This window comes from Thalassobacterium maritimum, from assembly GCF_031127805.1.
GTDB classification, from domain to species: domain Bacteria; phylum Verrucomicrobiota; class Verrucomicrobiia; order Opitutales; family Coraliomargaritaceae; genus Thalassobacterium; species Thalassobacterium maritimum.
Genome location: NZ_JARXHW010000010.1, coordinates 82,779 through 107,951, shown reverse-complemented (window position 1 = coordinate 107,951; position 25,173 = coordinate 82,779). Strand labels below are relative to the sequence as shown.

General features: G+C 54.2%; 22 protein-coding genes and 1 other RNA gene. 3 read left to right on the top strand and 20 right to left on the bottom strand.

The window, feature by feature from the left end; translation table 11 throughout:
• Positions 1-201: 201 nt before the first annotated feature.
• From QEH52_RS06515 to mgtE, 8 genes are all read right to left on the bottom strand, one after another.
• Positions 202-1,113 (bottom strand): ion transporter, encoded by a 912-nt coding sequence (locus tag QEH52_RS06515; RefSeq protein ID WP_308949289.1) that lies wholly within the window; start codon positions 1,111-1,113, stop codon positions 202-204.
• Positions 1,114-1,233: 120 nt separating this feature from the next.
• The gene (locus QEH52_RS06510) at positions 1,234-2,688 is read right to left on the bottom strand and encodes a sulfatase-like hydrolase/transferase (protein ID WP_308949288.1); all 1,455 of its coding nucleotides are present in this window, start codon (positions 2,686-2,688) and stop codon (positions 1,234-1,236) included.
• A gap of 427 nt (positions 2,689-3,115) precedes the next feature.
• Positions 3,116-3,461, bottom strand: a transfer-messenger RNA (tmRNA) gene (gene ssrA, locus QEH52_RS06505).
• A gap of 217 nt (positions 3,462-3,678) precedes the next feature.
• Complete coding sequence (locus QEH52_RS06500) at positions 3,679-4,131, bottom strand: type II secretion system protein (RefSeq protein ID WP_308949287.1); 453 nt, start codon at positions 4,129-4,131, stop codon at positions 3,679-3,681.
• A gap of 137 nt (positions 4,132-4,268) precedes the next feature.
• A complete protein-coding gene (locus tag QEH52_RS06495) occupies positions 4,269-5,228 on the bottom strand; it encodes a hypothetical protein (protein WP_308949286.1) in 960 nt (319 codons plus the stop codon).
• 195 nt (positions 5,229-5,423) lie between these two features.
• The gene (locus QEH52_RS06490) at positions 5,424-5,582 is read right to left on the bottom strand and encodes a small basic protein (RefSeq protein WP_308949285.1); all 159 of its coding nucleotides are present in this window, start codon (positions 5,580-5,582) and stop codon (positions 5,424-5,426) included.
• A gap of 81 nt (positions 5,583-5,663) precedes the next feature.
• Positions 5,664-5,882, bottom strand: coding sequence for a hypothetical protein (locus tag QEH52_RS06485; protein ID WP_308949284.1), 219 nt, complete (start codon positions 5,880-5,882; stop codon positions 5,664-5,666).
• Positions 5,883-5,892: 10 nt separating this feature from the next.
• A complete protein-coding gene (gene mgtE / locus QEH52_RS06480) occupies positions 5,893-7,263 on the bottom strand; it encodes a magnesium transporter (protein ID WP_308949283.1) in 1,371 nt (456 codons plus the stop codon).
• Positions 7,264-7,376: 113 nt separating this feature from the next.
• On the opposite strand from mgtE, the gene QEH52_RS06475 reads away from it, so the two are divergent.
• Positions 7,377-8,720, top strand: a complete 1,344-nt coding sequence (locus QEH52_RS06475) for a voltage-gated chloride channel family protein (protein WP_308949282.1) — start codon at positions 7,377-7,379, stop codon at positions 8,718-8,720.
• 10 nt (positions 8,721-8,730) lie between these two features.
• Positions 8,731-9,645, top strand: coding sequence for an archaetidylserine decarboxylase (gene asd, locus QEH52_RS06470; protein ID WP_308949281.1), 915 nt, complete (start codon positions 8,731-8,733; stop codon positions 9,643-9,645).
• 75 nt (positions 9,646-9,720) lie between these two features.
• Here asd and QEH52_RS06465 read toward each other — a convergent pair whose 3' ends face one another.
• From QEH52_RS06465 to elbB, 10 genes are all read right to left on the bottom strand, one after another.
• Positions 9,721-10,674 carry an FAD:protein FMN transferase gene (locus QEH52_RS06465; RefSeq protein ID WP_308949280.1) on the bottom strand — a complete coding sequence of 318 codons (954 nt, stop codon included), beginning with the start codon at positions 10,672-10,674 and terminating at the stop codon, positions 9,721-9,723.
• Positions 10,674-11,432 (bottom strand): PepSY domain-containing protein, encoded by a 759-nt coding sequence (locus tag QEH52_RS06460; RefSeq protein ID WP_308949279.1) that lies wholly within the window; start codon positions 11,430-11,432, stop codon positions 10,674-10,676. Before QEH52_RS06460 ends, QEH52_RS06465 begins: the two co-directional genes overlap by 1 nt.
• Positions 11,429-11,953 (bottom strand): FMN-binding protein, encoded by a 525-nt coding sequence (locus QEH52_RS06455; RefSeq protein WP_308949278.1) that lies wholly within the window; start codon positions 11,951-11,953, stop codon positions 11,429-11,431. Before QEH52_RS06455 ends, QEH52_RS06460 begins: the two co-directional genes overlap by 4 nt.
• Positions 11,954-12,020: 67 nt before the next feature.
• A complete protein-coding gene (locus QEH52_RS06450) occupies positions 12,021-13,346 on the bottom strand; it encodes a hypothetical protein (RefSeq protein WP_308949277.1) in 1,326 nt (441 codons plus the stop codon).
• A gap of 189 nt (positions 13,347-13,535) precedes the next feature.
• The gene (gene lptE / locus QEH52_RS06445; protein WP_308949276.1) at positions 13,536-14,126 is read right to left on the bottom strand and encodes an LPS assembly lipoprotein LptE; all 591 of its coding nucleotides are present in this window, start codon (positions 14,124-14,126) and stop codon (positions 13,536-13,538) included.
• Between the two features lie 35 nt (positions 14,127-14,161).
• On the bottom strand, positions 14,162-15,193 hold the full coding sequence (bamD, locus tag QEH52_RS06440) for an outer membrane protein assembly factor BamD (protein WP_308949275.1): 1,032 nt from the start codon (positions 15,191-15,193) through the stop codon (positions 14,162-14,164).
• A gap of 40 nt (positions 15,194-15,233) precedes the next feature.
• Complete coding sequence (locus tag QEH52_RS06435) at positions 15,234-16,232, bottom strand: beta-ketoacyl-ACP synthase III (RefSeq protein ID WP_308949274.1); 999 nt, start codon at positions 16,230-16,232, stop codon at positions 15,234-15,236.
• Between the two features lie 76 nt (positions 16,233-16,308).
• Complete coding sequence (plsX, locus tag QEH52_RS06430) at positions 16,309-17,352, bottom strand: phosphate acyltransferase PlsX (RefSeq protein ID WP_308949273.1); 1,044 nt, start codon at positions 17,350-17,352, stop codon at positions 16,309-16,311.
• A 40-nt stretch (positions 17,353-17,392) separates the two neighbouring features.
• Positions 17,393-17,572 (bottom strand): 50S ribosomal protein L32, encoded by a 180-nt coding sequence (gene rpmF, locus QEH52_RS06425; protein WP_308949272.1) that lies wholly within the window; start codon positions 17,570-17,572, stop codon positions 17,393-17,395.
• Between the two features lie 113 nt (positions 17,573-17,685).
• Positions 17,686-18,345: an isoprenoid biosynthesis glyoxalase ElbB gene (gene elbB, locus QEH52_RS06420; RefSeq protein ID WP_345785449.1), complete on the bottom strand. Its 660-nt coding sequence runs from the start codon at positions 18,343-18,345 to the stop codon at positions 17,686-17,688.
• A 104-nt stretch (positions 18,346-18,449) separates the two neighbouring features.
• Between elbB and QEH52_RS06415 the strand changes: the two genes are divergently transcribed.
• Entirely contained in the window at positions 18,450-21,491 is a 3,042-nt protein-coding gene (locus QEH52_RS06415) for a DEAD/DEAH box helicase (RefSeq protein ID WP_308949270.1), read from the top strand.
• 118 nt (positions 21,492-21,609) lie between these two features.
• Here QEH52_RS06415 and radD read toward each other — a convergent pair whose 3' ends face one another.
• The gene (radD, locus tag QEH52_RS06410; protein WP_308949269.1) at positions 21,610-23,346 is read right to left on the bottom strand and encodes a DNA repair helicase RadD; all 1,737 of its coding nucleotides are present in this window, start codon (positions 23,344-23,346) and stop codon (positions 21,610-21,612) included.
• A gap of 57 nt (positions 23,347-23,403) precedes the next feature.
• Entirely contained in the window at positions 23,404-25,107 is a 1,704-nt protein-coding gene (dld, locus tag QEH52_RS06405) for a D-lactate dehydrogenase (protein ID WP_308949268.1), read from the bottom strand.
• Positions 25,108-25,173: the final 66 nt, after the last annotated feature.

Genomic DNA, 25,173 nt, shown 5'->3' with positions numbered 1-25,173 from the left:
AGCTGCTAATGCTGAATACTGTCGCCGGGGATGCAAGTAGGAAGCTCATGAAGATTGCGTTGTACGTGAATCTTTAATTTAAAACACTACCTAGACATTGTTCGTTTGGCCGCATGAGTGCCTCTATTCTAGGTCAGACCATAGATCAACGTAGCTACGGAGCTACATTGATGAATGGAAAGTATCCACGTGCGAGTTTATTTAAATTAAATCCGAGAGCTCCTTCGAAATTTTATTCAGTTGTTTTTTCAGTCTGCTGATTTTTTGTTCGCGTGTTTGATCGTAAGAATTCTCGTGGGTGAGCATGTCGTGTAAGTTGCGGTCTGCGATTTCTTTCTGAGCCTCATCCATTCCGTTGATAATAACGCCAATCACAAGGTTGAGCATGATCATTGTGCCGATGGTCACGAAGGATACGAAGTAGAGCATGCCGATCACCGGCATCGCTTTCGGGCTGAAGTCAATACCACTCAAATCTTGATTATAGCCCTGGTAGACGTCCGAGCCATACATTTGTAGGTACATTACGTCTGTCCAATCTTCCAGTGTTACAATTCGGAATAGCGATAGGAAGGAGCTCCATAGATTCCCGAAGTGAATCGGATCGTTGCCACTAAAGAGCATTACACCAATCACTGCATACACGTAGAAAAGTAAAAACAGCAAGAGGCAGACATAAAACATCGAGGGCAAGCTGCGCAGTAGGGCGGTGACAAGTAGTTGTAACTTTGGAATGACCGAGATGAGGCGAAAGACCCGCAGTAGGCGGAACAGGCGTAAAACGGCCACATAACTGCCTCCCAGTGGCAGGAAACAGACGGCTACGATGCTGAAATCAAAGATGTTCCAGCCATCTTTAAAGTAGCGCCAAGGCTGTCTTTTCTCAGCGCCCATCTTCAGGATGACTTCGAGTGTGAAGATCCCCAGCACCAGATTATCTAGAAAATGTAGTAGACTGTAGTGGCGTTCCACTACCGACGGGAAGGTCTCCACCCCAACGAGCACGCCTGCGAAAACAATCACGGCGATGATGAACGAAGCGAATGGTTTCGAATCGACGATCTTGCGTAGAATCCAGTTTTCGTTAGTTGTTTGTGTGGTCGGCTCGCTCATGGTGTGTATCCGCAGCGGAGTAGTATGCAGCCTATTTTCATTTTCAAGCCATGAGTGCTAGATTGTGTTAGCTGCCCGGAGGCTGCTCTCTAATAGTCTCGGGGCACAGTTTTTCACTACCTACAAGTGCTTTTCCCAGAAAACCTTCGGAGGCTGATTGTTACAGGGCACACATTGACTTGGGTCGTAATGACGATCGCTTCGATCTTTCAGGTAGTCGGCCATATGCTTACGGAAATTCGGTAATAGATCCTTGTGTGAGCCTGACAAATCATGTGTTTCATCTGGATCGTCTAGAACATTAAAAAGCTGCTCTTCCTGCGTTCGCTCGAACCAAATATATTTCAAGGGGCCCTCGATCATGTAGTTGTGTGTGCCCACTCCGGTGCATTCCCCAAAAAGACGATCACGCGTATGGCATTTTTCACCACGCAGAGCCGGGACTAAAGAGCGTCCTTCTAATTCGCTATTATACTGCTCAGGCTGCGCCACACCGCATAGGTCGAAAATCGTTGCTGTCACATCCTCCAAGCTCACCAGCCCGTCAAATGCCCCAGGCTTTAGGTCCATATTGCGCCAGCAGATGAAGAAAGGCACGTGAGCTGAAGCTTCATAGGGTAAGGACTTGCGGTAGAGGTGGTGATCGCCGAGCATCTCACCATGGTCGGAAGTGTAAATGATCACGGTTGGCTCATGCGCTCGCGGCGAGCCATAACCAAAGGCCCGCGACATAAAATGATTCATGCGATGGTCGATGTGAGTGACCAATCCGTAGTAGCCACGAATCATGTCTTCGATTTCATCTTCACGGAAAGGACCGATCGCATTTGTATCGGCGGTGCCTGGACGCCATGGTAAGTCGGGCGCCCAATCACCATAGGCAGGCGTCATACCATGATTCGCATATTGATCCCAATAGGCCTGCGGTGGAATTAGTGGTGGATGCGGTGCCCAATGGCTCAGGTGTAGAAAAAACGGACGCGTTGGGTCGCGATACTCGGTCACATACTCCACGGCACGGTCCGTTAACCAACTGGTTAGGTGATACTGCTCCTCGAGGTCCCAAGGCCTCGCCGCGCGTCCGTTCGAATCTATGCCTGAATGATTGGGATGTTCGATCCCCCTGCGTTTCAGGTCCTTGGCCCAGTCGTTGACATTCTGTAAAATAGTATCTCCGCGATCATTCGGGCTTTCGACGCGAATTTGATGATCGTAACCATAGCTCTTACGCTGAGGGTGTAGATGCAGTTTGCCAATCAATTGAGTCTGGTAGCCATTGCGACCGAGTGTTTCCGGACATGATATTGGAGCCTCCCAATCCAAGCCATCCTGATAGCCGTAAAGCTTATGTGTTTGCGGATGCAGACCCGATAAAAGTGAGCGCCGCGCAGGAATGCAGACTGGGCAAGTCGTATAGGCTCTGGTGCAATTGAGGCCTCCGGCTGCCATCGCGTCGAGAAACGGCGTGCGCAGCGCTGTTCCCGGACGATTGTAATTTAGCGCATCCCAGCGTTGCTGATCTGTGGTCACCAGGATTATGTTTGGCTTACTTTTTGAAAGTTTGGATTGTGGCATTGTTTCAATCTATAGCCACCGAGTATCGATTCGAGCTTCGAATTATTTGACCAGCGAGTTAGTTTGCATGCTTTTCAGCGTGAGCTTGAAAAAGCTTCAGAGACGGATCGTGAGCTGCAGGCACTGTTGATCCAGTTGCAGCAGGACCAAATCAAGGCAGATACGTTTAGTCGTACGTTGAAGTTAAGAGCGGAGCTAGAGATGCGTGCTTTGTAGCAGCTCGGTCGTTGGCTCCAATTCTGGGAATTGATGATTCGTGATGGCTTCAGTTCTTTGAACTGGAGGAGTGTTGTGGGGAGCTTCAGCGGCTCTTTGTTGTCTTGAGCTGTCGCCCGTCTTCGCTCTTCCTCCTTCGCTAAAGCTACGGCGGACGTGTCGAGCTACGCCGGGCACTCATTTTTGTTCCCAAGCGTAGCTTGGACAAGAATGGTGGAGGTGGCGGGAGTCGAACCCGCGTCCCTCGTGCTTTCACACGTGGCATCTACATGCTTAGCTTAGAATTTGTTGTCGTTGCTGAAGCGTCTCTAAGCGGACTCTTCAGTTTCCAGGCTTCCTGAATACAGCTGATAAGCGGAAGCCAACTTATCGAGCTATGCCTGCTAGTCGACGCTTCTATTCCTTAGCAGGTGTCAGGGTAGAAACGTTGCCGCTTTAAGCAGCAAGTGCGAATTGTTCTTCGCCAATTAATTTTTGTAATGGATTGATACGGAGCCTCCATTATCTCCGGCATGCAGCCTCGTACTACGACACAAGGTCGAATCCGTGACACCCCCTGAAAAATGGCGAATGGCGAAAAACGGATGGGGAATGCCCGATCTGTGCTCGCGTGTCGCTGAAAGGTTATACGGAAAGAATTGTGTCCGCGTGTGCGGTGCTTCTCTCAAAGAACTTCCTTAAGCTCGCTATTTATTGGCAAATTGCAAGCGCGATTCTCGTTTCGCTTGTTTGGGGGCGCGTCGCTTTGCGAGGCGAGTGCTGATGAGCCTTTTCTTATGGGTCATACTTAAACAAATAAATGAGGCCGCTGCCGTTTACCGCCATGCGCACGACGCCTGTGGCGACGTTGCCATCGTCGATGATACTGTCTAAGCGGACGGCCTGTTCGGCGGTGAAGTTTAAGTTATATACGTAAACGTAGGTTAAGTCATCGGTATTGACGTAGAACCAGCTGTAGCTGCCGTTCTTCCATGGCGTCGCTAGGTAACTTGAAATCTCGTTGGGCATGCGAGTATAGGTCATGGCCTCTGGATAGTTGCCCTCTGAGGTGCTGTAAAATTCAATGGCCTCAGTGAATACGCGGATGTCGTTGGCGGTGGCAGTGGCTTGAGTGCGGTCTGCTGCTAAGCGTATGCCTGGTGTTGCTAGCAGCGCCAAGATGCCAATGGTCGTGACGACGACCATTAGTTCTATTAATGAAAACGCTCTAGGGTGTTTAGCCTGCATGATTAACTGGAATGCCTTATCGGTTGATCCATACTGTTACTTAGATTACACCTGTCAAAGTATTGATGCAAGATCAGGGGCTAGAGGGGCTATTCGACAGTTGAATCGATTGGATCGGCGGCAATTTAGCAATTTTTTTAGAAATTGATGAGGAATTCGTAATAAGCTTTTTGGGTGCGATTATCGTAGATCGCGATGTCCTTGAGGGGACTTTCTGCAATGAGCCCTTGCTCCACTTTGGCGCTGATATCGTCTTGCCATGACTCAAATTCCCCGACGCTAAGTACGCCACCTGGGGGTACGGTGGCGGTGGATTGGCTGTTAGGAGGTGGGATATAGGCTTTGTAGCGACTGATGATCTCTTTGGTGATGAGGCGGCGCACACTCATGCCTCGGCTTTCGGCCCATCGCTTAAAGTCTTGGCTGCTCACTTTGAATTCAAAGACCTGTACTTGGTTAGAGCGGTAGTATGAAATGTCGCTGGTGTAGCTGGGAAGCCAGCTGACGGAGTCTACATTTTCGCCGTATTCGGGGCCTCGAGTCAGGAAGTAAAACACTGCGAGTGGTAGGCAGAGTATTAAGACGACAAAGGCGTAGAGCGCACGTAGGTCGCGGCGTGTTTTGGGCTTGAAAGATTCGAGTGCGTCTTCGTAGAAGCGGAGCTTGATATTGGCGCGCGCCTTATCGGCTCCTTCCCGGTTGACGAGTTCTTCGTAGGTGGCGAGGCGCCAGCGGCGTTGTAGCTTGGCGTAGCGATCTAGGGCGTCTTTTTGGAGGGCTTTTTCTTCTTCGTAGGTGATGTCGATGGGGAGTACGCTGACGTACCCCTCTTGAGTGACCCAAGTCCAAGCCTCGCCTTCGCTCTTAAAGTAACCGCCGAGCTGGAACAGGTCCATATTCCAACGGCGGTGTCCTGCGTAGATGACGGTGATATCTTCGTCGAAGGGACCATTGAAAAAGTCGAGCCGCACTTGGCTATCTTTGAGGCCACTTTCTTTTTGGTAGGCGAGTTGTTTCTCTTTGCTAGTAAATGCACCTAAGGCGTGAAGTGAGCCGTCGTCTTCTACGCGTATCAGGATGTGCAGGTAGGGTAACATTGATGTTTAGTCGATCTTGATACGGGTGTTTAGCGGCAGAAATAGGGTTTCTACCAGGAGAATGACTTATACGTATGGCTGAATACTGAGAAAGGCTGCAAGGATGTCACTACTGATTTTCAATAGAATGCGCAGAATATAAAAAAGCCCTTCTCAATAATTGAAAAGGGCTTTGTAAATAGTCTGTCTGGAGGCTTATTCCTCGGGCTTGGTCTTTTTTAGACCAATGACGCGGTTGCCGTCTTCCCACTGTCCGCGCTTGCGGAGCAAGTCTACGCGCTCGAAGCGCTTGAGGACGGTGCGATTCTTTTTACCACCACCACCGGCGGCTTTGAAACTGTTGTGTTGTGACATAGTAGGACTCTTTGTTAAAAGTGAAAGCGGAGGAATAAATGGGCCCCCTGAGGAAAGATCAAGGACTAAACGGGATAATTTTTAGATGGCGGGTGGATGATGGCGGATGGATGATGGCGGATGAATGATGGCGGGTGGATGATGGCGGGTGGATGATGGCGGGTGGATGATGGCGGGTGGATGATGGCGGGTGGATGATGGCGGGTGGATGATGGCGGGTGGATGATGGTGGATGAATGATGGCGGATGAATGATGGTGGGTGAATGATGATTTGAGACATATCCAGCATCAATCATCATTCCTCCGCCATTATACCAAATACGGGAGGCATAGCGAGGCGAGGCCTAGTATGAGCATGAAGCCGCACATATCGGTGACGGTGGTGAGGATGGGGCCGGAGGCGAGTGCGGGGTCTTGGCGGCAGGCTTTGAGTGCGAGGGGGACTAAGCCGCCTACGCAGACCGCGACGGTGGTGTTGAGCGCGAGGGCGGTGCCGACCACCAGGCCCAACACGGCGTTGCCTTTCCAGAGCCATGCGAGGCCGCCTATCAGCAGGCCTAGGCAGGCGCCGTTGATGAGGCCGACGCTGGATTCTTTGAAAAAGACACGGCGAAACTCTTTGGGGCTGATGAGTTCGAGGGAGAGTTCGCGCATGGAGACGGCGACGGCCTGATTACCGGAGCAGCCGGACATGTCGGAAATGATGGGGAGGAAGACCGCGAGCGCGATGACGGCTTCGAGGGTATCCTGGTGCATGGCGATCACACTGGCGGAGATGAGGTTGAGCACGACATTGATACTGAGCCAGGAGAGGCGGCGTCCGCTGCGCACTTTGAGTGGCATGGAGCGGAGCTCTTCTTTACCCATCAAGCCCTGGAATTTGAGCAGATCTTCGGTGGCGGCTTCTTGTAGCGCTTCGGTGGTGGATTCGCGGTCGATGATGCCGATGAGGCAGCCGTCTTTGTTGATGACGGGTAGGCCGAGGTAGTTGTGCTCTTCGAAAATGTCTTCCAGTTGCTCGATCGTGTCGTAGGCATGCACGGTGGTGGGCTTGGGAATCATGATCTCGCTGGCCTGTTGGCTGCGGCTGGCGAAGAGTAGGTTGCGCACGGGCAGGACGCCGAGGAGTTGATGCTCGCGGCCGAGCACGTAGGCGTATTGGACGCCGAACTCGATGTATTTTTTACGGTTGGTTTGGATGTCGTTCAGGATTTCTTCAACCGTCATATCGGCCTGAAAGGAGACGAACTCGCTGTACATAATGGCGCCGGCGGTGCCATCGGGGTAGGCCATGAAGCGGCGTGTTTCGTGGGCGAGATCTTCGTCGAGTTCTTCCAGGATCGCCTCGGAGTCGGCCTGGTCGAGTTCGTTCATCAGGTCGGCGCGGTCGTCGCTGTCGAGTTCGGCCACGAAGGGGGCGGCGACTTGGGCCGAGAGTTCTTCGATGATGTCGGCACCTTGGAAGTAGTAGACGCGTTCGAGGACTTCGGCACCTTGTTCCGGTGTGAGTAGTCCGAAGAGGGCCTGGCGATCTTCGACGGACAAGCGGTCGATTAGTTTGGCAGTTTGATCGTGGTCGGCTTGTTGTAGCGTCCGGATTGCGGCGGCGGCGTCGCTCTTCTCGATTGCGTGGTGGAGTGCCTCGAGAATGCTGTCAAATTCGGTTATGGTGTCGGTCATAAGAAAAAGGTGTGAAATGGTAGGCTTTACAGGGGGCGTGATTCCCGCCAAGCAATATATATGCAAAATGCCGAAACAGTACGCAAAAGCCGAGTCTGCGCTTTATTTTAACAATGGCGAATGCAGGACATAGTTTTGAGCCGTTTCGGATCGCGCGGCACGTGGCCTGGTGGTCGCTTTTGGTGGTGCCGGTGGCGGTGTCGGTGGGAGCGATGGTGGCGTTGTTTTTATGGCTCTTGGAGCAGGCGACGCAGGCACGGCAGGCGCACATGTGGTTGATTTGGCTGTTGCCGCTGGCGGGAGTCGGTATTTATGCGCTCTATCGCTACTGGGGCAAAAACTCAGAGGCGGGCAATAATCTGATCATGGATGAGATTCATGCGCCTGGCGGGGGGATTCCTTTTCGCATGGCGCCCTTGGTTTTGCTCACAACGGTGGTCACGCATCTCTTCGGTGGCTCGGCTGGGCGCGAGGGCACTGCGGTGCAAATGGGGGGCAGTATTGCGGAGTATTTAGGCCAGCGCTTCGGGCTCTCGCGGGAGGATCGGCGCATTTTATTGATGTCGGGAATGGCGGCCGGCTTTGGTGCGGTCTTTGGCACGCCGGTGACGGGGGCGATCTTTGCGCTGGAAGTATTGGCAATCGGGCGGATTAAATACGATGCCCTGTTGCCTTGTTTGTTTGCGAGTTTGTTGGCGGATGTGACCTGTCATGCCTTTCCCATCCACCACACGCAGTATCATATCGCGTATTCGGCCCAGGCGGCGATCGGGTATTTTTCTTTGGATCTGGTTTTGCTGCTAAAGGTTGTGCTGGCGGGCGCCTGCTTTGGGCTGGCGAGTTATGCCTTTGCGGAGTTATCGCACTGGCTCAAGTCCACTTCGCAGGCGCTGGTGGCCCGCAAGTGGCTGATACCGGTGATTGGCGGCCTCTTGGTGTTGGGCATCAGTGTGCTGATTGGCAGCTACGATTATTTAGGGTTGGGGGTGCGTTCGCCAGATCCGGAGGGGGTGAGCATCGTATCCGCATTTACGGCGGGCGGGGCGGAGCCCTTTAGTTGGTTTTGGAAGCTACTGCTGACGGCGATTACCTTGAGCTTAGGTTTTAAGGGCGGGGAAGTGACGCCATTGTTTTTTATCGGTGCCACCTTGGGGAACTCGCTGGCGCTATTATTGGGGGCTCCCGTGGATTTATTAGCCGGGCTGGGCTTTATCGCAGTCTTTGCCGGCGCAACGAACACACCGCTGGCTTGCACCATGATGGGGATCGAGCTATTTGGTGCGGAGAATGCGATCTATTACGCGGTTGCTTGCTTCGTGGCTTACTACTTTAGTGGGCACACGGGGATTTATCAGTCGCAACGAGTCGCTGTTTCGAAGTTTCACACCAGTGAGGTGAATGAGTCGACCTTGAAGGAAATTAAGCGCACGCACCGTCGCTATGGACGGAAAAATTGATTAGCACAGTATGAGTCAGGAAGCAGAATATAACGCAGCCATCGAGTTTTACAATCGTCACGGTGGTGCTGTGGAGACGGAGGATGTCTATGGGGAGGGCTTTCTGCGCTGGGCGTATGGGAATCCGTTGGGCCGCTTGACGGTGGCCGTGGCGGTGAAGCGTCTGTGGTTCTCGAAGTGGTATGGTTGGCGGATGGATGCAGCGAAGAGCCGGGCCAAGGTGCAGCCCTTTATCGAAAATTACCGAGTGGATGCCGATGAGTTTGCTGAGCCGGTCGAGCGTTACGGCAGCTTTAATGAGTTTTTCTACCGCAAATTGAAGCCGAGCGCGCGGCCGGTGGATTCCGACCCGGCGACGGTGGTCTTTCCCGCGGACGGGCGGCATCTGGGGATCGAGAATGTCGATCGGGCAGAGCGCTTTTACATTAAAGGGCAAGCATTCAATCTGGCGGCATTTGTCGGGGATGCTGCGCTGGCGCGTGAATTTGCGGGTGGTTCGATGGTGATCTCGCGCTTGTGCCCGGTGGACTATCATCGCTATCATTTTCCAGTTTCCGGTGAGGCTACTGCGGTGCAGATTTTGCCTGGCAGCTTGCGCTCGGTGAGTCCATTGGCGCTGCGCCGAAACCTTTCGATCTTGTGGGAAAATCGCCGTGCGCGCACCGTGGTGAACTCGGCAGAATTTGGTAAAGTGCTGGTGATGGAGGTCGGCGCGACCTGCGTGGGTGGCATGCATTCCACCTTCAGGCCGGGTGCGGTCGAGAAAGGTGCCGACAAGGGCTACTTCTCTTTTGGAGGCTCCTGTGTGACCACGATTTATCAAAAGGGCGCGGTTCAACTCGACGCGGACTTACTGGAACAAGCGGCCGCTGGGCGCGAAGTTTATGCAAAAATGGGCGAACGCTGCGCAGTGAAGGCGGATTAACTATAACTTGCGCTTCAATGATGTCTGCGGCGAAGTCGCGCTAGGCCTGCTGCTTGGATTCGCGCTATGGCTCTATTAGGACTGTGTGATGACTTGAATCTGAGCGTGTGCCTGCTGGAGCTGCTGAATTTGCTTTCGGCTGGCAAAAGAGAGTCCAGTCGAGAGGGCATCAGCTTCGGTTGCGCTGGGGGCGATCACGCTGAGACTTTTCCAGCTGTTGCCAGGGCGGCCAGTTTGGGGGTGAATCAAATGATGGAATGTGCCGTCTTCGGAGAAGCGGCTTCCGTAGCTGCCACTGGTGGCGAGAGCTTGGTTTTCGAGTTCGGCGATTTGGGCGATCTGGCTGCGATCGTTGGCATCTTGGATGCCGAGCTGCCAGGGGCGTTGATCGGGATGTTGCCCCAGTGCGCGTGTTTCGCCCAGTTCGATCAGCACTTGGCCGTAGCCTGCATCTTGCAGGATTTGGGCGATGCGGTCGGTGATGTAGCCTTGAGCGATACCGTTGAGCGAGAGTGCCATTCCAGGGTGTTGAAAGTGGATTGCATGTTCACTGTGTTCCACGTGTTGCCAGCCTGTGCGGGCGAGGGCCGTTTGGAGTGCGTCTGCATTGGGGCCGGAGCGTGACTGTGCATGTGCCTGGAAGTGTGCTTGGTAGGTCTTCCACAAGGCTTGAATGGTGGGATCGAATAGGCCTGCAGTCTGTTTGTGAGCGCGGTCGATCGCCTGCAGCAGAGGTTGCCATTCGGGGGCAGGGTTTACGAGTGTGCCAGAGCGATTGAGTTGGCAGATTTGAGATTGGTCGTCGTAGAGGCTGAACAGCGATTCGAGGCGGCGGATTTCGGCAAAGCAGGCGTCGAGGGTGCGCTGCGCCTGTGCTGGGCGCTGGCAGTAGAGTGTGAATTGACCTTCGGTGCCGAGGGTGTAGCCGCGCCAGCGCAGAGCTTGCAGCGAGCGTGCGCCTAGTGATTGTCCGAGGCTTAGGCCGGCGATCGAGGTCGCCATGATTTGTATGAAGCGGCGGCGTTGCATTAAGGTTTGGTAGGAGTTTTACGGCGTGATTTGCGTAGCCAGCCTGCGATGCCAGAACTGACGAGTAGCAGGATCGCGAGGGCGGTCAGGTCCATTACTGTGCGCCCAGCCCAACCGAATATGCGGCCGGCATGTAAATCGAGCAGCACGCGGTATAGGGAGACGCCGCCCCCTTGAAAGGCTTCCAGCAGGGCAGTGGTTTGGCTCGGGAGGAGCTCCGTTTGCGTGAGTGGGCTCACCTGGTAGCTGTCTGAATAGGCTTCGAACTCCAGCCAGTCCGCGTCGGGGCTCCAATTCGCACCTTCGGCGACCAGTATGGGGCGCCCGTCGGGGCTGCGTCCCACTGCGATGAGTTTGGAGTAGGGGAGTTGACTGTGATGCAAGCTTTCGATCAGCTGGCCATCACGGCTTAAATAAATTAGGCGGTGGGCGGTGGCGACGACCGTGATGGGATCGCCTTCGATGATGCCAAGGGGCGTTGCCGCGCTGGTGAGTGGCTGCCCGTTATAGAATAGTTGGCCATTTAGGTGTGCGAGTGTGTCGGATGTGTGGATGCGGTAAGCCTCGATCTCGGAGCCTGCGGCCATGCCGTAGCGACGGAGCACCCACGAGTGCTTGAGTTGAATCGTATCTAAACCCAGCCGCTCGGTATGGTTGAGCGCCAGTCCAGTGATGGAGAGCACGACTAGAAACAAGGCCGAGACTAGCCCCATCCAGCGGTGCCAAGCGAGTATCACACGTTTGCGCGGGAAATTCATTGCGACACCTCCTGGTGTAAGAAGAGCGCTAGTTTTGAGAGGCGGGTGAGCGCGTTGACTGAGAGTGTGGCGCCGCTGATGCCGTCGATCTTCTTATTAAGCTTTTGCTCTGGGGATAATTGTAGGCCCGTGAATTGATCGGTGAAGAAGGGGTAGCGTACTTCCCAGCCGTGGCTTTCGCGGTAAATGAGCACGCGCATCTGTAGCATGCGCTCACCCTCTATGAGGAAGCCGGTAGTGATGGGCTTGACCTTACCGATCTCTTCAAGAATCCATGCGGTGCGCGGGCCCTGTTGCCAGTAGCGGATGCGCAGGCCCGGATAGTCGCTGCCGAAAACTGCTTTGATGCGGGCCTTGGTTTCCTTCGTCAACCATAGCACTTTTTGTTCGGGCGTGCCTTCGAAGCTCTGTTGGATGAAACTGTCAGGCTCCAGGTAGATGTCCTCTTTTGCTTGCAAGCCGACCTTGACCACTAGGAACAGGGGGAGGAGCAAGCTGAATGTACTGAGGCGAAAGTGCATAGATACCAAAAAGGCCTGCGCTGGCTGAAAGAGCAAGCGCAGGCCAAGGTTTTGACTTTAAGAGCGCTTAGAATTGGTAGCCGACGCCTAGGTTCAAGACGGTGTCGCCTTTGGCACTATATTGGTCGGACTCGGAGATTTCTTGTAAGTCGGCCTTGAAGACGACATTCGGGTGTGGCCAGTAGTTGAGGCCGAGCTCGTAAATGTCGTTTTCGCTGAGCAGCGTGCCTGTGTAATACTCGTAGTTGCTGTAGCGGAAGTAGACGCCGAGCTCGCCATATTTTTCACTCACTTGCCAGCGGTAGGAGGGCTCGATGTAGAAGCCGTATTGATTTTCGGCATCAGAGTCGATGGTGCCGCTTAAGTCCCAACGGGCATAGAGGGCACGCAGACGGAAGTTTTGATAGCTGTAGTCGGCATGCACTTCTGTCAATAGACCGGAAACATCGCCGCCTGCGGATTGTGTCATTTCATCTTGATAGAAGGCTGAAGCGCCGAGTTCGAGCCCCGCGATACCAGTGTATTTTACACGAGCGACGAAGGCAGCTTCGTTGTTGATGGCCTCAGCGACTTTTTGACGTGCGCCACGGATGACGCCATCTGTGGTCATATCCAGACCGGAAGTGATGCCTGCATCAACGGCGACGCCATTATTGAAGCGGTAGGTGCCTTTGAGGCCGGCTTCCCACCATGTGGAGGGAATGATGCGGGACTCAATGTTGTTGCGCTCGACTCCGTAGAATGTGTTGGGCTCGTGTGTTTCATTGGTAATGCCGACAGGCATTAGGAAGAGACCCGCATCGGTGCTGAAGCGTTCGGTCCAGTCCATGCGGACGAAGGCTTGTTCGAGTTCCACTTCACCTGGTTTGCTCGCACCGTCACCAGCGAGGGAGTGTTCTAGCTCCAGTTCGGTATAGAGGGTGATCCAGTCGTTATACTCATGGTTGACGAAGAGTACGAATCGGTGAAAATCGATTTGGTTGTCCGCATTTTCATAAAAGTTCGCATGCAGTTCGCCGTAGCCGCCCACGGAGGTCTTTTCCCACCAGCCAGCAGATCCGAAGCTGCTGCCAGATTCTTCCACCGCGAGAGTGGTGGCCTCGAGCTGGGCTTGAGTCGATGCCAGCGCTTTACGAGTGTTGTTGGCTTCGGACTGCGCACTGCTCGCGGCTGCTTTGGCTTGTGCGAGCTCGCGGCGGGTTTCGACCGCACTGGACTGGTTGGCTTTAACCAATGCAGTCAGCTCGGCGATTTGTTGCTGTTGTTTTTGGAGCATCTCCCACATGACTTCGCGCGAAGGCATGGAGTCGGCCGTTTCGGTCGCTGCCGAGAGCGTGGATACAAGGGCTGCGCTGCAGAGTGAGAGCAGTGTAAGTAATCGGTATAATTTCATTTTGTTTTTGTTGATATAGTTGAGGGGGGCGTAAGTTCGAATCGTTGTGTCCTTTCTCTGTCAACTGAATATCTGATAATGAATCTCACTTTCGCTGTTTGCACTGGTTGCGATCGTGTATGCTCTGGGGGAGGGTACAAAAAAACGCCGACTTTCGTCGGCGTTAAAAAAAAGAGCTGGCGCTTTGGCTTATTGCTTCAGTCTGGGCTCCCAGGGGCTGAGCACTTCGTCGGCGATGGAACGTGCGAGGTCACGAGTTAACAGTGACATGGCTTGATACTCGGACTGTAGGAAGTCTTGTGTGCTGCTGGCAGGTGTGGTGACAGTCGCGTAGGGGTTGTTAACGTAGGCGTTGGCAGTTTCTCTAATGCTGCGCTCTTTAAAAAAGTAATCGCCCTGATTTTGATTATAGAGAGAGACGATTGCAGTTAGAGAGAGGTCGAAATCGGCTGCAGTCGCGGTGTCTTCGCTGCTACGGGCAGCGGCACTGCGCTCATATTTTGTTAAATTGACCAGTAGCACGGCGTCGGCGTCTTCTTCGCTAGTGACCAGTTGGCTGCGGCCGTCGCGAATGAAGGCATCGCGAATTTGGCGGCTGAGCAGTGCCTGTGCTTGTGGGGCGAAGCTGTCGTTTGTGACAGGCTTGATGTAGATCGATTTAAAGGGGAGCTCGGCGGGGTTGCCCCATTGATAGGATTTGCAGCCGCTGGCAAAGATCATAGTCAGCAATGTCAGTGCTGCGATGAGGGGAGTGCGTAGGGCATTTGGGAGCATCTTCATAATTGCAAGTAAAGTGGGTGCTGTGGCCGGCCGTTTTAGTCTGAAAGGATTTTGCGTAATAGGCTTGCTCCGGAGGTCGGTTTGACGCCGGCGTCGATATCGGCAATCCGTAAGCGTGCTTCATCGGCTGCTTCGGATTCGGGGGCGATGGTAATCGTTTCGTTGTAAAAGACCAGAGCTGCGGTGTTGTTGGCGCGGTAGTTGTAGTAGAAATCTCCCAAGCTGAGGCGACTGCGTGCGAGCAAGTCTTCCATGGAGTCGAGGTTGCTTTCGACTTTCCCTAGGTAGTTACTTTTGGGAAATAGAATCAGGAAGTCTTCGTAGTAGCTGATCGCTTGGCGGGTGGAGCCTTGGTCGTATTGGGCGCCTTTGACGAGATTTGAATAAGTCTCGGCCATGTTATAGTAGGCGTCGGGTGCGAGCATGCTTTGCGGGTAATAGTTGATCACGCGATCGAGTGCATCGATGGCCTCTTCCGGCTTTTCCTGCATTTCGGAGACGATCGCTATGTTCATTAAGGAGAGGGGCGCATAGTCGCTATAGGGGGCGTTGCGCACGATTTGCTCAAACTCGCGTGTGGCCTCGCCGTATTGTTTGAAGCCGGGGATGATCCAGAGGATGCGGCCGCGGGCGCCTTCCATGAGTGCGGTGGCACATTCGAATTGAGCGCCGATGACTTGATCGAAGTTTTCGTAACTGGGGTGTTTGGCGACGATTGTTTGGAAGCTGGTGAAGGCTTTGTCCCAGCGGCCTTTACTCATTAAAATTTGGCCATTATAATAGTGAGCTTCGGCGGCGGCTTTCGCAGTCGAGTATTTCTTTATAATTTTCTTAAACGTGCGCTGTGCAGAGCCTGTACTGCCCGCGGCTAGCTTTGCTTTGGCTGTTTCTAGAAGTGCACTGGCCTCAGCTTCTTGCGCAGGAGTTGCGACATTGAGCGAAATGATGTCTTCCTCCTCGCTCTGAAACCAAGTGAACGGGTTGAGGCTCGCTTGTAGCTGCAGGGCAGACGCGAGTAAAAAGCAAATTGCGAGAAAGGTGGAAGAGCTGCGTTGCATGGTATGCATAGTGTGTTGAGTGCCGATAGACTGCAATCTTAGGGCTGATTTATTGCCATTTGATCAGTGAGGCGCCCCAGGTCAAGCCTGCCCCGAAAGCGACGAGTAATACCAGATCGCCCGATTTTATACGGCCTTGTCGAAAGGCTTCGTCGAGTGCGATGCCGACCGAAGCGCCTGAGGTGTTGCCGAAGCGATCCAGATTATTGTGAAGTTGTTCCATCGGCAGTTTCATTCGCTTGGCCAAGCTGTCGATGATGCGCATGTTGGCTTGGTGGGGGATCAGTAGGTCGACTTGCTCGGTGCTATAGTCGTTACGTTCCAATACGTCTTGGCTGACTTGGCCCATGACTCGAACGGCGAGCTTAAAGATCTCTTTGCCGTTCATTTTTATGAAATGCTGGCGCGCTGCGACAGACTCTGCGCTGGCAGGAATGGCGGAACCGCCGGCTGCTTGGAATAGAAGGCTGGGGTTGGAACCGTCAGAGCCTGTGATTGAGTCGAGCACTCCGACTTGCTGCTGCTCGGAGGGTTCTAAAATGACAGCGCTGGCGCCGTCGCCAAAAAGCACGCAGGTGGTGCGATCTTCAAAGTCTAAGATCGAGCTCATCTTTTCGGCGCCTACGATGAGGGCCTTTTTATAGGCTCCGGAGCGCAGCATATTACTGCCAGTGTTGAGCGCGTAGATGAAGCCAGAGCAGGCGGCCTGGAGGTCAAATGCGGTAATATTATTGAGCCCTAGCTTGTGTTGGAGCAGGCATGCCGTGGAAGGAAAGGGCATATCGGGCGTCATGGTGGCGACGATGACGAGATCGATCTCGCTGCGATCAATGCCGGCAGCTTCGATTGCCTGTTCCGCGGCCTTTAGGGCCATGTCGCTGGTGGTTTCGTCTTCGGCGGCGAAGCGGCGTTCACTGATGCCGGAGCGTGTGCGGATCCATTCGTCCGAAGTCTCCACAATTTGGGCCATATCATCGTTGGTGACTACATTCGCGGGCGTGTACGCTCCAGTTCCGGTGATGATTACGGATTGAGTAGGCTGTGGCATTGAAATAAAAATTAAATTCTGCGTGAGTGGCCAGATGAAGCCTGCTCGCCTTTTATGTGGTGTCGGGCAGATTCTTCTAGATCAGATCACCCACTTGATTGATATCTGAGCCGATAGAGTCAATCATATCATGCATCACAACCTCGCGGGCGATCCGCAATGCATTGGCGATCGCAATATAATTAGAGGAGCCGTGAGATTTTAAAATGTTCCCTTTTAGTCCGAGTAGAGGCGCGCCCGCGTGTTGGTCGGGGCTGAGGCGTTCTTTCATGTCGCGAAAGGCTGACTTGGAAAGTGCGGCGCCGAGGATGCGTTTGGGATTGCGGACCAGCTCTTGTTTGATGGTGTCGCCGATGAAGCCGAATAGAGCCTCGCTGGATTTGAGCACGATATTGCCGACAAAGCCGTCGCAGACGACGACATCGACGTCGCCTTCGAATAGCTGAAAGCCTTCGATCGGACCGACATAATTGATCACCTTGTTGTTGATCTTTTGTAGGTCCATGTGGGTGGCATTGATCAAGCTGTTGCCCTTGCCCTCTTCGGTGCCGATGGTGAGTAGGGCGACGCGCGGACTGGTGCAGCCCAGTGCGGCCTTCGCATAGTTGGCGCCGAGCACTGCATTCTGGACGAGATTGAGCGCAGTGGACTCTGGGTTGGCGCCGACATCGATCAATACGAAAGGTTTGCGTCTGCTAGGGATGATAATCCCCAGAGCTGGGCGATCTACGCCATCGAGTGGGCGTAGTCGCAGTGTGCCACCCGCCATCAGCGCGCCTGTATTGCCGCAGCTCACAACTGCGTCGGCCTTGCCTGCACGTAGTTGCTCGATCGCTTGCACCATCGAAGAATCTTTCTTCTTACGTAGCGCTTGGATTGGCTTTTCATCCATGCCGACCACTTCGCTGGCGTCATGGATGCTAATTTTCGCAGGATCGATCGAGGACTTGCGTACTTTGAGTAGTCGCTCGATTAAGCGGCCCTTGCCGCACAAAGTGAAGTCGCAGTCGAGCTTGAGCTCCTCGGTGGCATACAAAAGCCCACGGATAAATTCCGTGGGCCCGAGGTCGCTTCCCATGACATCGACCGCGATGGTGCATTTACCGTCGGGTGCGCGCATATAGGAAGTCAGATGTAAATGTTATGACGCGTCCGAGTGCTTAGACTTCGACATCTAGCACTTGGCGGCCACGATACATGCCATTGGCAGGGTTCACGCGGTGTGGGCGGAACAATGTGCCATCTTGTGAGTCTTTTGACAATTGTGGCAGTGCGAAAGTTGTAGCACCGCGGCGTTTACGGCTGCGTTGCTTGGATTGTTTGCGTTTTGGCTGTCCCATGGGATTTGTTTCTTAGATTAAATGTGTTTTACAGAGCTAGGCTGCTTTGGAATGCGCGGATTAAAGGCCTCAAATTCGCTCCGTCAAGCTCGCAATCTGGATATTGCGCGCTATTAGCAAAATTTAAGCACGGCATTGACCAGTTGATTGATACCAGCTTCGGCTTCAGTAATCGATTTGGCGAGCATATATGCGGGTGTGCTGACTACGCGATTTGCCTCGTCCACTACGATGGAGTCGACCTTGCAGGCGAGGTGGCGGGCGCCTTTAGCTTCTATGGCGGTGGCTGCATCTGAGTCGTTTCCGATGGTCAATTGCACGTGTTGCGCACCCAGGGCGCGTGCTGCCAGAACGGGGGCGATACACATGAAGCCCTGCGCTTTGCCTGCCTCGTGGGCGCTCTGGATCAGGTCGATCACAGCGGGGTCGACATCATAATCGCTGCCGTCGAAGGCGTAGCTGGAGAGGTTTTTGGCGACGCCGAAGCCGCCTACATAAATAAATGCGTCAAAGTTTTCGGCTCGTACATTGTCAAAGGGGAGGATTTCGCCGCGTGAGATGCGTGCTGCCTCGGTCATGACGTTGCGGTCTTCGTCTTCCAATTCTTCGCCAGTGGCATGGTCGATGACATGTCTCTGTGCGATGTCGGGCGCGATGCAGCTGACTTCGGCGCCTGCCTTCGCGAGGGCCAACAGTGTGAGCACGGATTCTTGGATTTCCGCGCCGTCATAGACGCCACAGCCGGATAGTATAACAGCAACCTTGGTTTTCATCCGCCCCATCGATAGGAATTGCATGGTGGGCTGCAATTCTGGAAATAGGAAATTTTTTTGCGGGGTTGCCTCGGCCCCGATATTTTGTCCGATTCTCCCTGTTTATGGCACTTCCCTCAAAACCCGCACCAACTTTTGACCGTAACTTCCTGATTGAATTGGGGGGTGGTATTCTTTTTCGCCAGGCAGAAAAGCTCTTTGAAGCGCATGCTGTCGAATCGGCCGAATGGGAGAGTCCTGTATTAAAAGGGCTAGTCGATGGGGGCGATGCGGTCTATACCCCCGAGCTCAATTTGCGTTCGACGGTATTTGCCGAGAGCAGTTGCTCTTGTCTGGATGGGCGTCGGCGTAAAGTATGCGTGCACGTGCTGGCGACAGCGCTGCACTATCAAGCACTCAAAGAAGAGGCGAAACATGCCAAAGTGGCCGAGGCTTTGGCGGCGACCCCCGAGCCTAAGCCCGCGCCGGCTCCGGAGAAAGCGCCTAAATTGCCCCGCGTGCGTTCTATCAAGCTGGGGGCGGATGGATTGCTATTGCGTGTGTTGATCTTTTTGCCGCCGAACTTGGAAGAGGCGGCTGGGCGTGGCGCAATTGTGCTCAAGCTGGATGCCGCCGCCGGGCGTGAGATCTTGCCGCTAAATAAGCTCAACCCGCGTCAAAAGTATAAGGTGGCGCCGCAGCAGGTCGCGGTGCTCAAGCTGGTAGAGTCGTGGTGTGGTGGCAAGCTCTCGAGTTTGTTACAGCTTACGGGGGCACAACTGCGTCAGCTGCTGGATGCTGTGCGGGGAGAGTCGATTGTGTATTGGGTCAAGAAGCCCAACGCGCCCATTGATTGGGTGGGGGGCACATTGCCCGGGGTGCATGAATTTTTAGGTGAACCCGAGCTAGCCAAGCCCGAGCAGCCCGAACCGGAGCCAGTGACGCTCGACCCGAAGCCCGAGCCAGTGAAAAAGCGCAGCTTTCCTGCCAACATAAGCCTACGCGAAAAGTCCAAGCCCAATCTGCGCCGGATTGCAGAGTCGAAGGGGGCGAAGCTATGGCAGGCCCGCAAGGCCGACTATCCCGTCGCCAGTGAAGCTGCCGCCTCGATGGAGAATTTTTCTCACAAGAGCGTGGTGGTCGATGGCTCGCCGCATTATCTCGCGATCCGTCTGCCATCTGGCGATACCGCCTCGGTGCAGCCCTTGCGCACGCTGTTGAAGGCCGAAGGCTTTATGCTCGAACCCAGCAATCGCAAGTGGTGGCTGCGCGATCGCCATAAGGTGCTCAACTTTCTGGCAGGCCATTGGAAAGCGCTGGAGCGCGACTGGCAGGCAGAGTTTACCGATAATTTTAAGTCCAAGTTGCAGGCCGTCGAAGTGTCAGCCTTACGGGTGGAAGCTAAAGAAGACGGCGGTAAATTCGCCCTTGAGGTGAGTCTCAGTCAGAGCACGGACGAGATGGAGCTGCGGCGCGCTTTGGCGAGTGGCAAAAACTACGTCGAAGCCGAGGGCGGCGCGATTACTTTGCTCGACCGTACGTCGGTTGAGCAATTGCATCAACTCGAACGCTCTGTCAGTGGCCAGGCCGACCGTCCCTTTACGCCCACTTTTTCTAAGCGCCTCGAAACGCAAGACTTGATCGATGTCGAAGACTTGTTGGACGAACTTTGCGAAGGCTGGCAGCCGCCGCAAGCTTGGCAGTCGCGCAGTCGCGCACTCAAGGAAGTCGGTGCTTTGGAGGCTGCGCCCATCCGGCCCGGATTTGATGCTATTTTGCGCACCTATCAACGCATCGGGGTGGCCTGGTTCTGGCACCTCTACCGGCACCAGTTGGGCGGCATTCTCGCCGACGAAATGGGCTTGGGGAAAACTTTGCAGGCACTCGCATTGATTGAGTGTATTGTCACGCAAGGCTCGGGGCCGTCGGGGGGCAAGCCCGCCGCCAAGCGGCCTGCGTTGGTGGTTTGTCCGGCCAGTTTGGTTGAGAACTGGCTGCGTGAAACCGCGCGTTTTACCCCCAACCTGAAGACACACAAGCACCATGGCCCCAAGCGCGCCAAAGAGCCCGTGGTGCTGGAGGAATATGACCTGATCATCACTTCCTACGGTACCTTGCGCCAAGATGCCGAACTGCTCGGCACGATGGACTGGTGTGTGGTGATTGGTGATGAAGCGCAGCACATTAAAAACCGTCGCAGCCAAAACGCCAAGACGTTGACCAGTTTGCATGCCGATGGGCGCTTTTTGCTGACGGGCACTCCCGTGGAAAACTCCCTCGATGATCTGCTCTCGCTCTTTAGCTTTCTCATGCCAGGCTATCTGCAAAAGCCTGCCGGCAAGATGTCGCAGGACGATAAGGCATGGCACAACAAACGCCAAGCCGAGCGCGCTGCCGCTTACATCCTGCGCCGCACCAAAAAAGAAGTGGCGCCTGAGCTGCCCGATAAGATCGAGAAGACCTTCTTCTGTGAGCTCGGCAATAAGCAACAACGCTTTTACCAAGACACCTTGGAGAAAACCCGTCGCGACATCTTTAATTTGGAAATGTCCGGTGCCAACGCCGGCCGTGTGCAATTTGCCGCCTTCACCGAGTTACTACGTCTGCGTCAGGCCTGTGTGGACCCACGCATCCTAGACGAAGAATTTCCAGCCAAAGACTCGGCCAAACTGGCGGCCTTCGACGAAGTGCTGGATGAGTGTCTCGACGCCGGTAGCCGCATTCTAGTCTTTTCCAGCTTCGTGACCGCGCTGCAACTGCTGGCCGAGCATTTAGAGCAGAAAGGCCACAAATTTTGCTACCTCGATGGTAAGACTAAGAATCGCCTCGCTATCTGTGATCAGTTTAACGAGGACGAAAGCATTCCCGTATTTTTGATCTCACTGAAAGCCGGCGGCACCGGTCTCAACCTCACGGGAGCCGACACCGTCGTGCACTATGACCCATGGTGGAATCCCGCCGCCGAAGCCCAAGCCACCGACCGGGCCCACCGTATCGGGCAAACCAAGGTGGTGACCAGTATCAAGCTGATCGCTGCCAACACCGTGGAGGAAAAGGTGCTGGAGCTGCAGGCGAAGAAGGCCGAGATCTTGCAAGAACTCTTCGATGAGAGTAAAGCGGCGAATGCCAAGGTGAACCTCGACGACATTAAGAACCTCTTGAAGTAGAGGGTGGCCGCATCCTCGGTTCTTCGAACCAGGGTGCGTAGCTCTCTGTATCCTCGGTTCTTCGAACCGGGGTGCGTAGCTCTCTGTATCCTCGGTTCTTCGAACCGGGGGGGCATCATTACAGCTCTTCGCTAAATATTTTTTCGGTAATCTTCCAGAACTTGCCTTGCTTGCGAGCGATCACAAATGCCGGCATGCGCAACTGCGGCTGTAATTGGATCGCTTCCTCAACAGAGCGTATCTGTACGGGCTGTTCGGGCCTTCGCAGGTGTGACCTTAGGAAGTTGATCGTGAACTTTTTCTGGCTGATCGAATTATTGAGGTAGTGCATCTCCGATAGAAACTGTGCGTCGTAATCGTAATACTTTACTTGCAAATAGGGAGTTCCTTTTTTGTCGACTCGCTCCAGCATCTCAATCGAGTCAGGTGTCAGCACGTGGGCGTCTTTGGAGAGGCGGGCTTGTTTGAGTTTTACATCGGGGTCGATCAGCACGTTGCCGCAGTGCGGGCAGTCGCGCGCAGTGATATCATTTTGAGCGCCGCATTGCTCACAAATTTTAAAGCGGAAGCGATAACCGCAGGGGGTGAATACATAGGTCTGGGGGTTGACTTGACCGCCGCGGCATATGCGGCCGAAATGCTCGATCAGATTGCCAGCCTCATCGACGATACCCCAGAAATCATTGACGAAGCCGCATTCAGGGCAGGGCACTTGCACCGGAACCGATTCGGATTCTGTCTTTTTCTCGCCCACCTCTGGGCTAAAAATGCTATGTCCCATTCCAGTATAATCTAATACCAAGCAGTCCTTTTTGCCAGTATCTAGCCGCAGACCACGACCTATGATTTGTTGGTACAAACTAATGGATTCAGTGGGACGCAGGATCGCGATCACATCCACGTGTGCGGCGTCGAAGCCAGTGGTCAATACGGATACGTTGACCAAATATTTGAAGGCACGCTGTTTAAAATCATTTACGATTTGGTCGCGCTCGCTCAGTTCGGTGGAACCGATGACGAGTCGCGCCTGACCGGCCGGCAGGTGGTCCATGATTTCTTGCGCGTGTTTCACGGTGGAGCTGAATATCATGACGCCCTCTCGCTGGTCGCGCTCGGTAATGTCGATGATGTTCTTAATGATCAGGGGCGTGAGGCGTCGCTGTTGATGCAGCACTTCTTCCACTTGCGCCATGGTGAAGGCTTGGCCGCCTTGGCTGAGCTCAGAGAAATCATAGCTGGTGACGGGGATGTCGACTTTGACCGGTGGCGTCAGATATCGATTCCGGATCATATACTCCAGCGGCAGGTCGTAAATGCAGTGTTTGAAAAAGCGCGGCTCTTTAGTTTTTAATTCGCCGCGCAGTGCGTAGTTATAAATCCAGCCGAGCCCTAAGCGATAGGGCGTGGCCGTCAGGCCGAGGATACAAATGCGCGGGTTGTTCAATTTGAGTTGTTTGATAACTTTGGCATACTGACTTTCCGGCTCCAGTCCAATGCGGTGACATTCATCGATCACAACCAGTGTGAAATCACTAAAGAAGGATTCGCGCGCTTTGGCGACCGATTGAATGCTGCCAAAGATTACCTTGTTTACGTGATCTTTTTGGTTGAGCCCCGCCGAGTAGATGCCCGCTTTGAGGCCATAGCTTTCGTATTTAAGATGGTTTTGCTCGACCAGTTCTTTGACGTGGGCGAGCACCAAGACACGGCCTTTAGCAATCTTTGCGAGTTCCGCGATGACCAGGCTCTTGCCAGCACCGGTCGGCAAAACAATCACTGCTGGGTTGCGGCGTCTCCTGAAATACTGGAGTGTACGATCGACTGCTTCTTGTTGGTATGAGCGGAGTGAATACATCGGTCGGTGTATCTTTGGAGCCTTTTTTGCCAGCATCGCGGTCGTCGCGGCCGGAGGTCAAGTAATGATACTACGTGGGCGTTTACTACTTTTTCCGATGCCAGGATTGAAAGTATTGGTTGGATCCAGCTGTTCGTAGAATGCCTTGAGTTGCGGTTCGGCTTGGTAGAGATGCCCGACATTGTGTTCGGCAGGATATTTTGCGCCTTTCGCGTCGAGGCGTTCTAGTAGCAGCGCTTTCATTGCTTTGAGGTCGGTGCCTTTTTTGAAAATATAGTCACGGTGGAATACGTGACACATGAAATGCCCATAATCAAGTGAGAGGTCCAAGTGCTCGCTCACTTCGGGCGGGAGCGTTTCGACCCAATCAGGGTCATTGCCCAGCAGTGCGACGTCGAGTGCCAGTACTTCTTCGGTTTGTTTTTGGTGCACGTTTTGATAGCGTATTGCAGCGCCGGCTGCGGCGAAGCGATGCAGCATGGCGGCCTCTTGTTCTTTGGGCGTGCATTCGAAGAAGTCCACGCCCTCGCGCTGGCTCCATTGCTCGCTTAGATAGCGGCGTGCTTCTTCGATCCCATCGTCCGACATGCTGAGGATCAGGTAGTATTTAAAGCGGTCGCGGTATTCGAGTAGGCGCTGGGGTAAGTGCTGCGGAAATAGACGGCTGGCGTGATACAGGCTGAGGTCGGGCAGGAACTTTGGTAAGAAACTGAGTTTGTTGAGTCGGTATTCGACCGCCGATTTGAGGGCGTAGGCCGCTGGTAAGCGACGGGTGCCGATGTATTTGATGGATAGAAAGACATCTTTGCCGTAGCGCTCGGCCACGGTAAAGATGTCTCGGTTCATATATTCGCACATCTCGGGCAGTTCTTTGAATTGCCCGAGAATATGTGTGCGCAGTGCGCTGAAGTCGTTCGGGTTATTACTGCCGAGGAAGAATACCTGTTTTTTCTTGGGCAGCGGGTAGGTGTCGACACGCACGGCAAAGGCCGCGACCTTGCCCGCGCTGCCGCTCACATCGCAGAGTCGTTTCGGGTCTGCGTTGTAGCGGTTGGGCGCATCGGTCTCGAGGTCGCGAATGCGGTCGGCGTATTCGCGGTCGGAGGCCGGGGCATCCCACGCTTCTAAGTCGGCATCGTCGATCCGCCCGCTTTCCAGCCGTTCGAAAATCTCTTCCGGAGTGTCGCCTAGGCCCTTGATACCTAGCTTATTGACCAAGCAGAGTTTGCCGTCGGCGTTTACTTGGGCGAAGAGCGAGAGCGTGGTGTAGGAGGAGCCACGCTTGCAGAGCGCGCCGCCGGCATTATTGGCGATGCCACCCACGATAGTGGCGCCAATGGTGGTGGATCCGATCACGGAGTGCGGTGCGCGTTGGAGCGGTGCCAGTTGGTTTTCCAGCTCGTGTAAGGTGGTGCCCGGAAAGGCGAGTGCCTGCTTGCCGCCGGCGAGAAGGATGAGTTTCTTGAGCCGCGAGGTGTTGATAATGACGACTGGGCGCCCGTAGTCATCGCCGCTGGGGCAGGAGCCTTCAGTAAGGCCAGTCTTGGCGCCTTGCATGATAATTGCGCAGCCGTTGTCGACGCAGACTTGTAGCACTTGCCATTGTTGTAGCAAAGTTTGAGGAAAGGCGACCGCGAGTGCGCCGCCGATGCCAGAGCGAAAGCCTGAGCGATAATAGGCCGTCTTCTTTTCGCCGGTGTAGAGATTGCTCGCGCCCAAAATGGTGCGAAATTGCGCAAGGATATCAGTTTGCTGAGTCATGGGGGATTTTATAACTGGGAAACCAAGCACATTGTCAGATGCGTGCGCTGAGAAAAGCTTATTCGC

What these genes read in the sequence shown, in the direction of transcription:
- QEH52_RS06515 (WP_308949289.1), bottom strand. Translation starts at nt 1,113, where the DNA reads ATGAGCGAGCCGACCACACAAACAACTAACGAAAACTGGATTCTACGC.
- QEH52_RS06510 (WP_308949288.1), bottom strand. Translation starts at nt 2,688, where the DNA reads ATGCCACAATCCAAACTTTCAAAAAGTAAGCCAAACATAATCCTGGTG.
- QEH52_RS06500 (WP_308949287.1), bottom strand. Translation starts at nt 4,131, where the DNA reads ATGCAGGCTAAACACCCTAGAGCGTTTTCATTAATAGAACTAATGGTC.
- QEH52_RS06495 (WP_308949286.1), bottom strand. Translation starts at nt 5,228, where the DNA reads ATGTTACCCTACCTGCACATCCTGATACGCGTAGAAGACGACGGCTCA.
- QEH52_RS06490 (WP_308949285.1), bottom strand. Translation starts at nt 5,582, where the DNA reads ATGTCACAACACAACAGTTTCAAAGCCGCCGGTGGTGGTGGTAAAAAG.
- QEH52_RS06485 (WP_308949284.1), bottom strand. Translation starts at nt 5,882, where the DNA reads ATGATGATTGATGCTGGATATGTCTCAAATCATCATTCACCCACCATC.
- mgtE (WP_308949283.1), bottom strand. Translation starts at nt 7,263, where the DNA reads ATGACCGACACCATAACCGAATTTGACAGCATTCTCGAGGCACTCCAC.
- QEH52_RS06475 (WP_308949282.1), top strand. Translation starts at nt 7,377, where the DNA reads ATGGCGAATGCAGGACATAGTTTTGAGCCGTTTCGGATCGCGCGGCAC.
- asd (WP_308949281.1), top strand. Translation starts at nt 8,731, where the DNA reads ATGAGTCAGGAAGCAGAATATAACGCAGCCATCGAGTTTTACAATCGT.
- QEH52_RS06465 (WP_308949280.1), bottom strand. Translation starts at nt 10,674, where the DNA reads ATGCAACGCCGCCGCTTCATACAAATCATGGCGACCTCGATCGCCGGC.
- QEH52_RS06460 (WP_308949279.1), bottom strand. Translation starts at nt 11,432, where the DNA reads ATGAATTTCCCGCGCAAACGTGTGATACTCGCTTGGCACCGCTGGATG.
- QEH52_RS06455 (WP_308949278.1), bottom strand. Translation starts at nt 11,953, where the DNA reads ATGCACTTTCGCCTCAGTACATTCAGCTTGCTCCTCCCCCTGTTCCTA.
- QEH52_RS06450 (WP_308949277.1), bottom strand. Translation starts at nt 13,346, where the DNA reads ATGAAATTATACCGATTACTTACACTGCTCTCACTCTGCAGCGCAGCC.
- lptE (WP_308949276.1), bottom strand. Translation starts at nt 14,126, where the DNA reads ATGAAGATGCTCCCAAATGCCCTACGCACTCCCCTCATCGCAGCACTG.
- bamD (WP_308949275.1), bottom strand. Translation starts at nt 15,193, where the DNA reads ATGCATACCATGCAACGCAGCTCTTCCACCTTTCTCGCAATTTGCTTT.
- QEH52_RS06435 (WP_308949274.1), bottom strand. Translation starts at nt 16,232, where the DNA reads ATGCCACAGCCTACTCAATCCGTAATCATCACCGGAACTGGAGCGTAC.
- plsX (WP_308949273.1), bottom strand. Translation starts at nt 17,352, where the DNA reads ATGCGCGCACCCGACGGTAAATGCACCATCGCGGTCGATGTCATGGGA.
- rpmF (WP_308949272.1), bottom strand. Translation starts at nt 17,572, where the DNA reads ATGGGACAGCCAAAACGCAAACAATCCAAGCAACGCAGCCGTAAACGC.
- elbB (WP_345785449.1), bottom strand. Translation starts at nt 18,345, where the DNA reads ATGAAAACCAAGGTTGCTGTTATACTATCCGGCTGTGGCGTCTATGAC.
- QEH52_RS06415 (WP_308949270.1), top strand. Translation starts at nt 18,450, where the DNA reads ATGGCACTTCCCTCAAAACCCGCACCAACTTTTGACCGTAACTTCCTG.
- radD (WP_308949269.1), bottom strand. Translation starts at nt 23,346, where the DNA reads ATGTATTCACTCCGCTCATACCAACAAGAAGCAGTCGATCGTACACTC.
- dld (WP_308949268.1), bottom strand. Translation starts at nt 25,107, where the DNA reads ATGACTCAGCAAACTGATATCCTTGCGCAATTTCGCACCATTTTGGGC.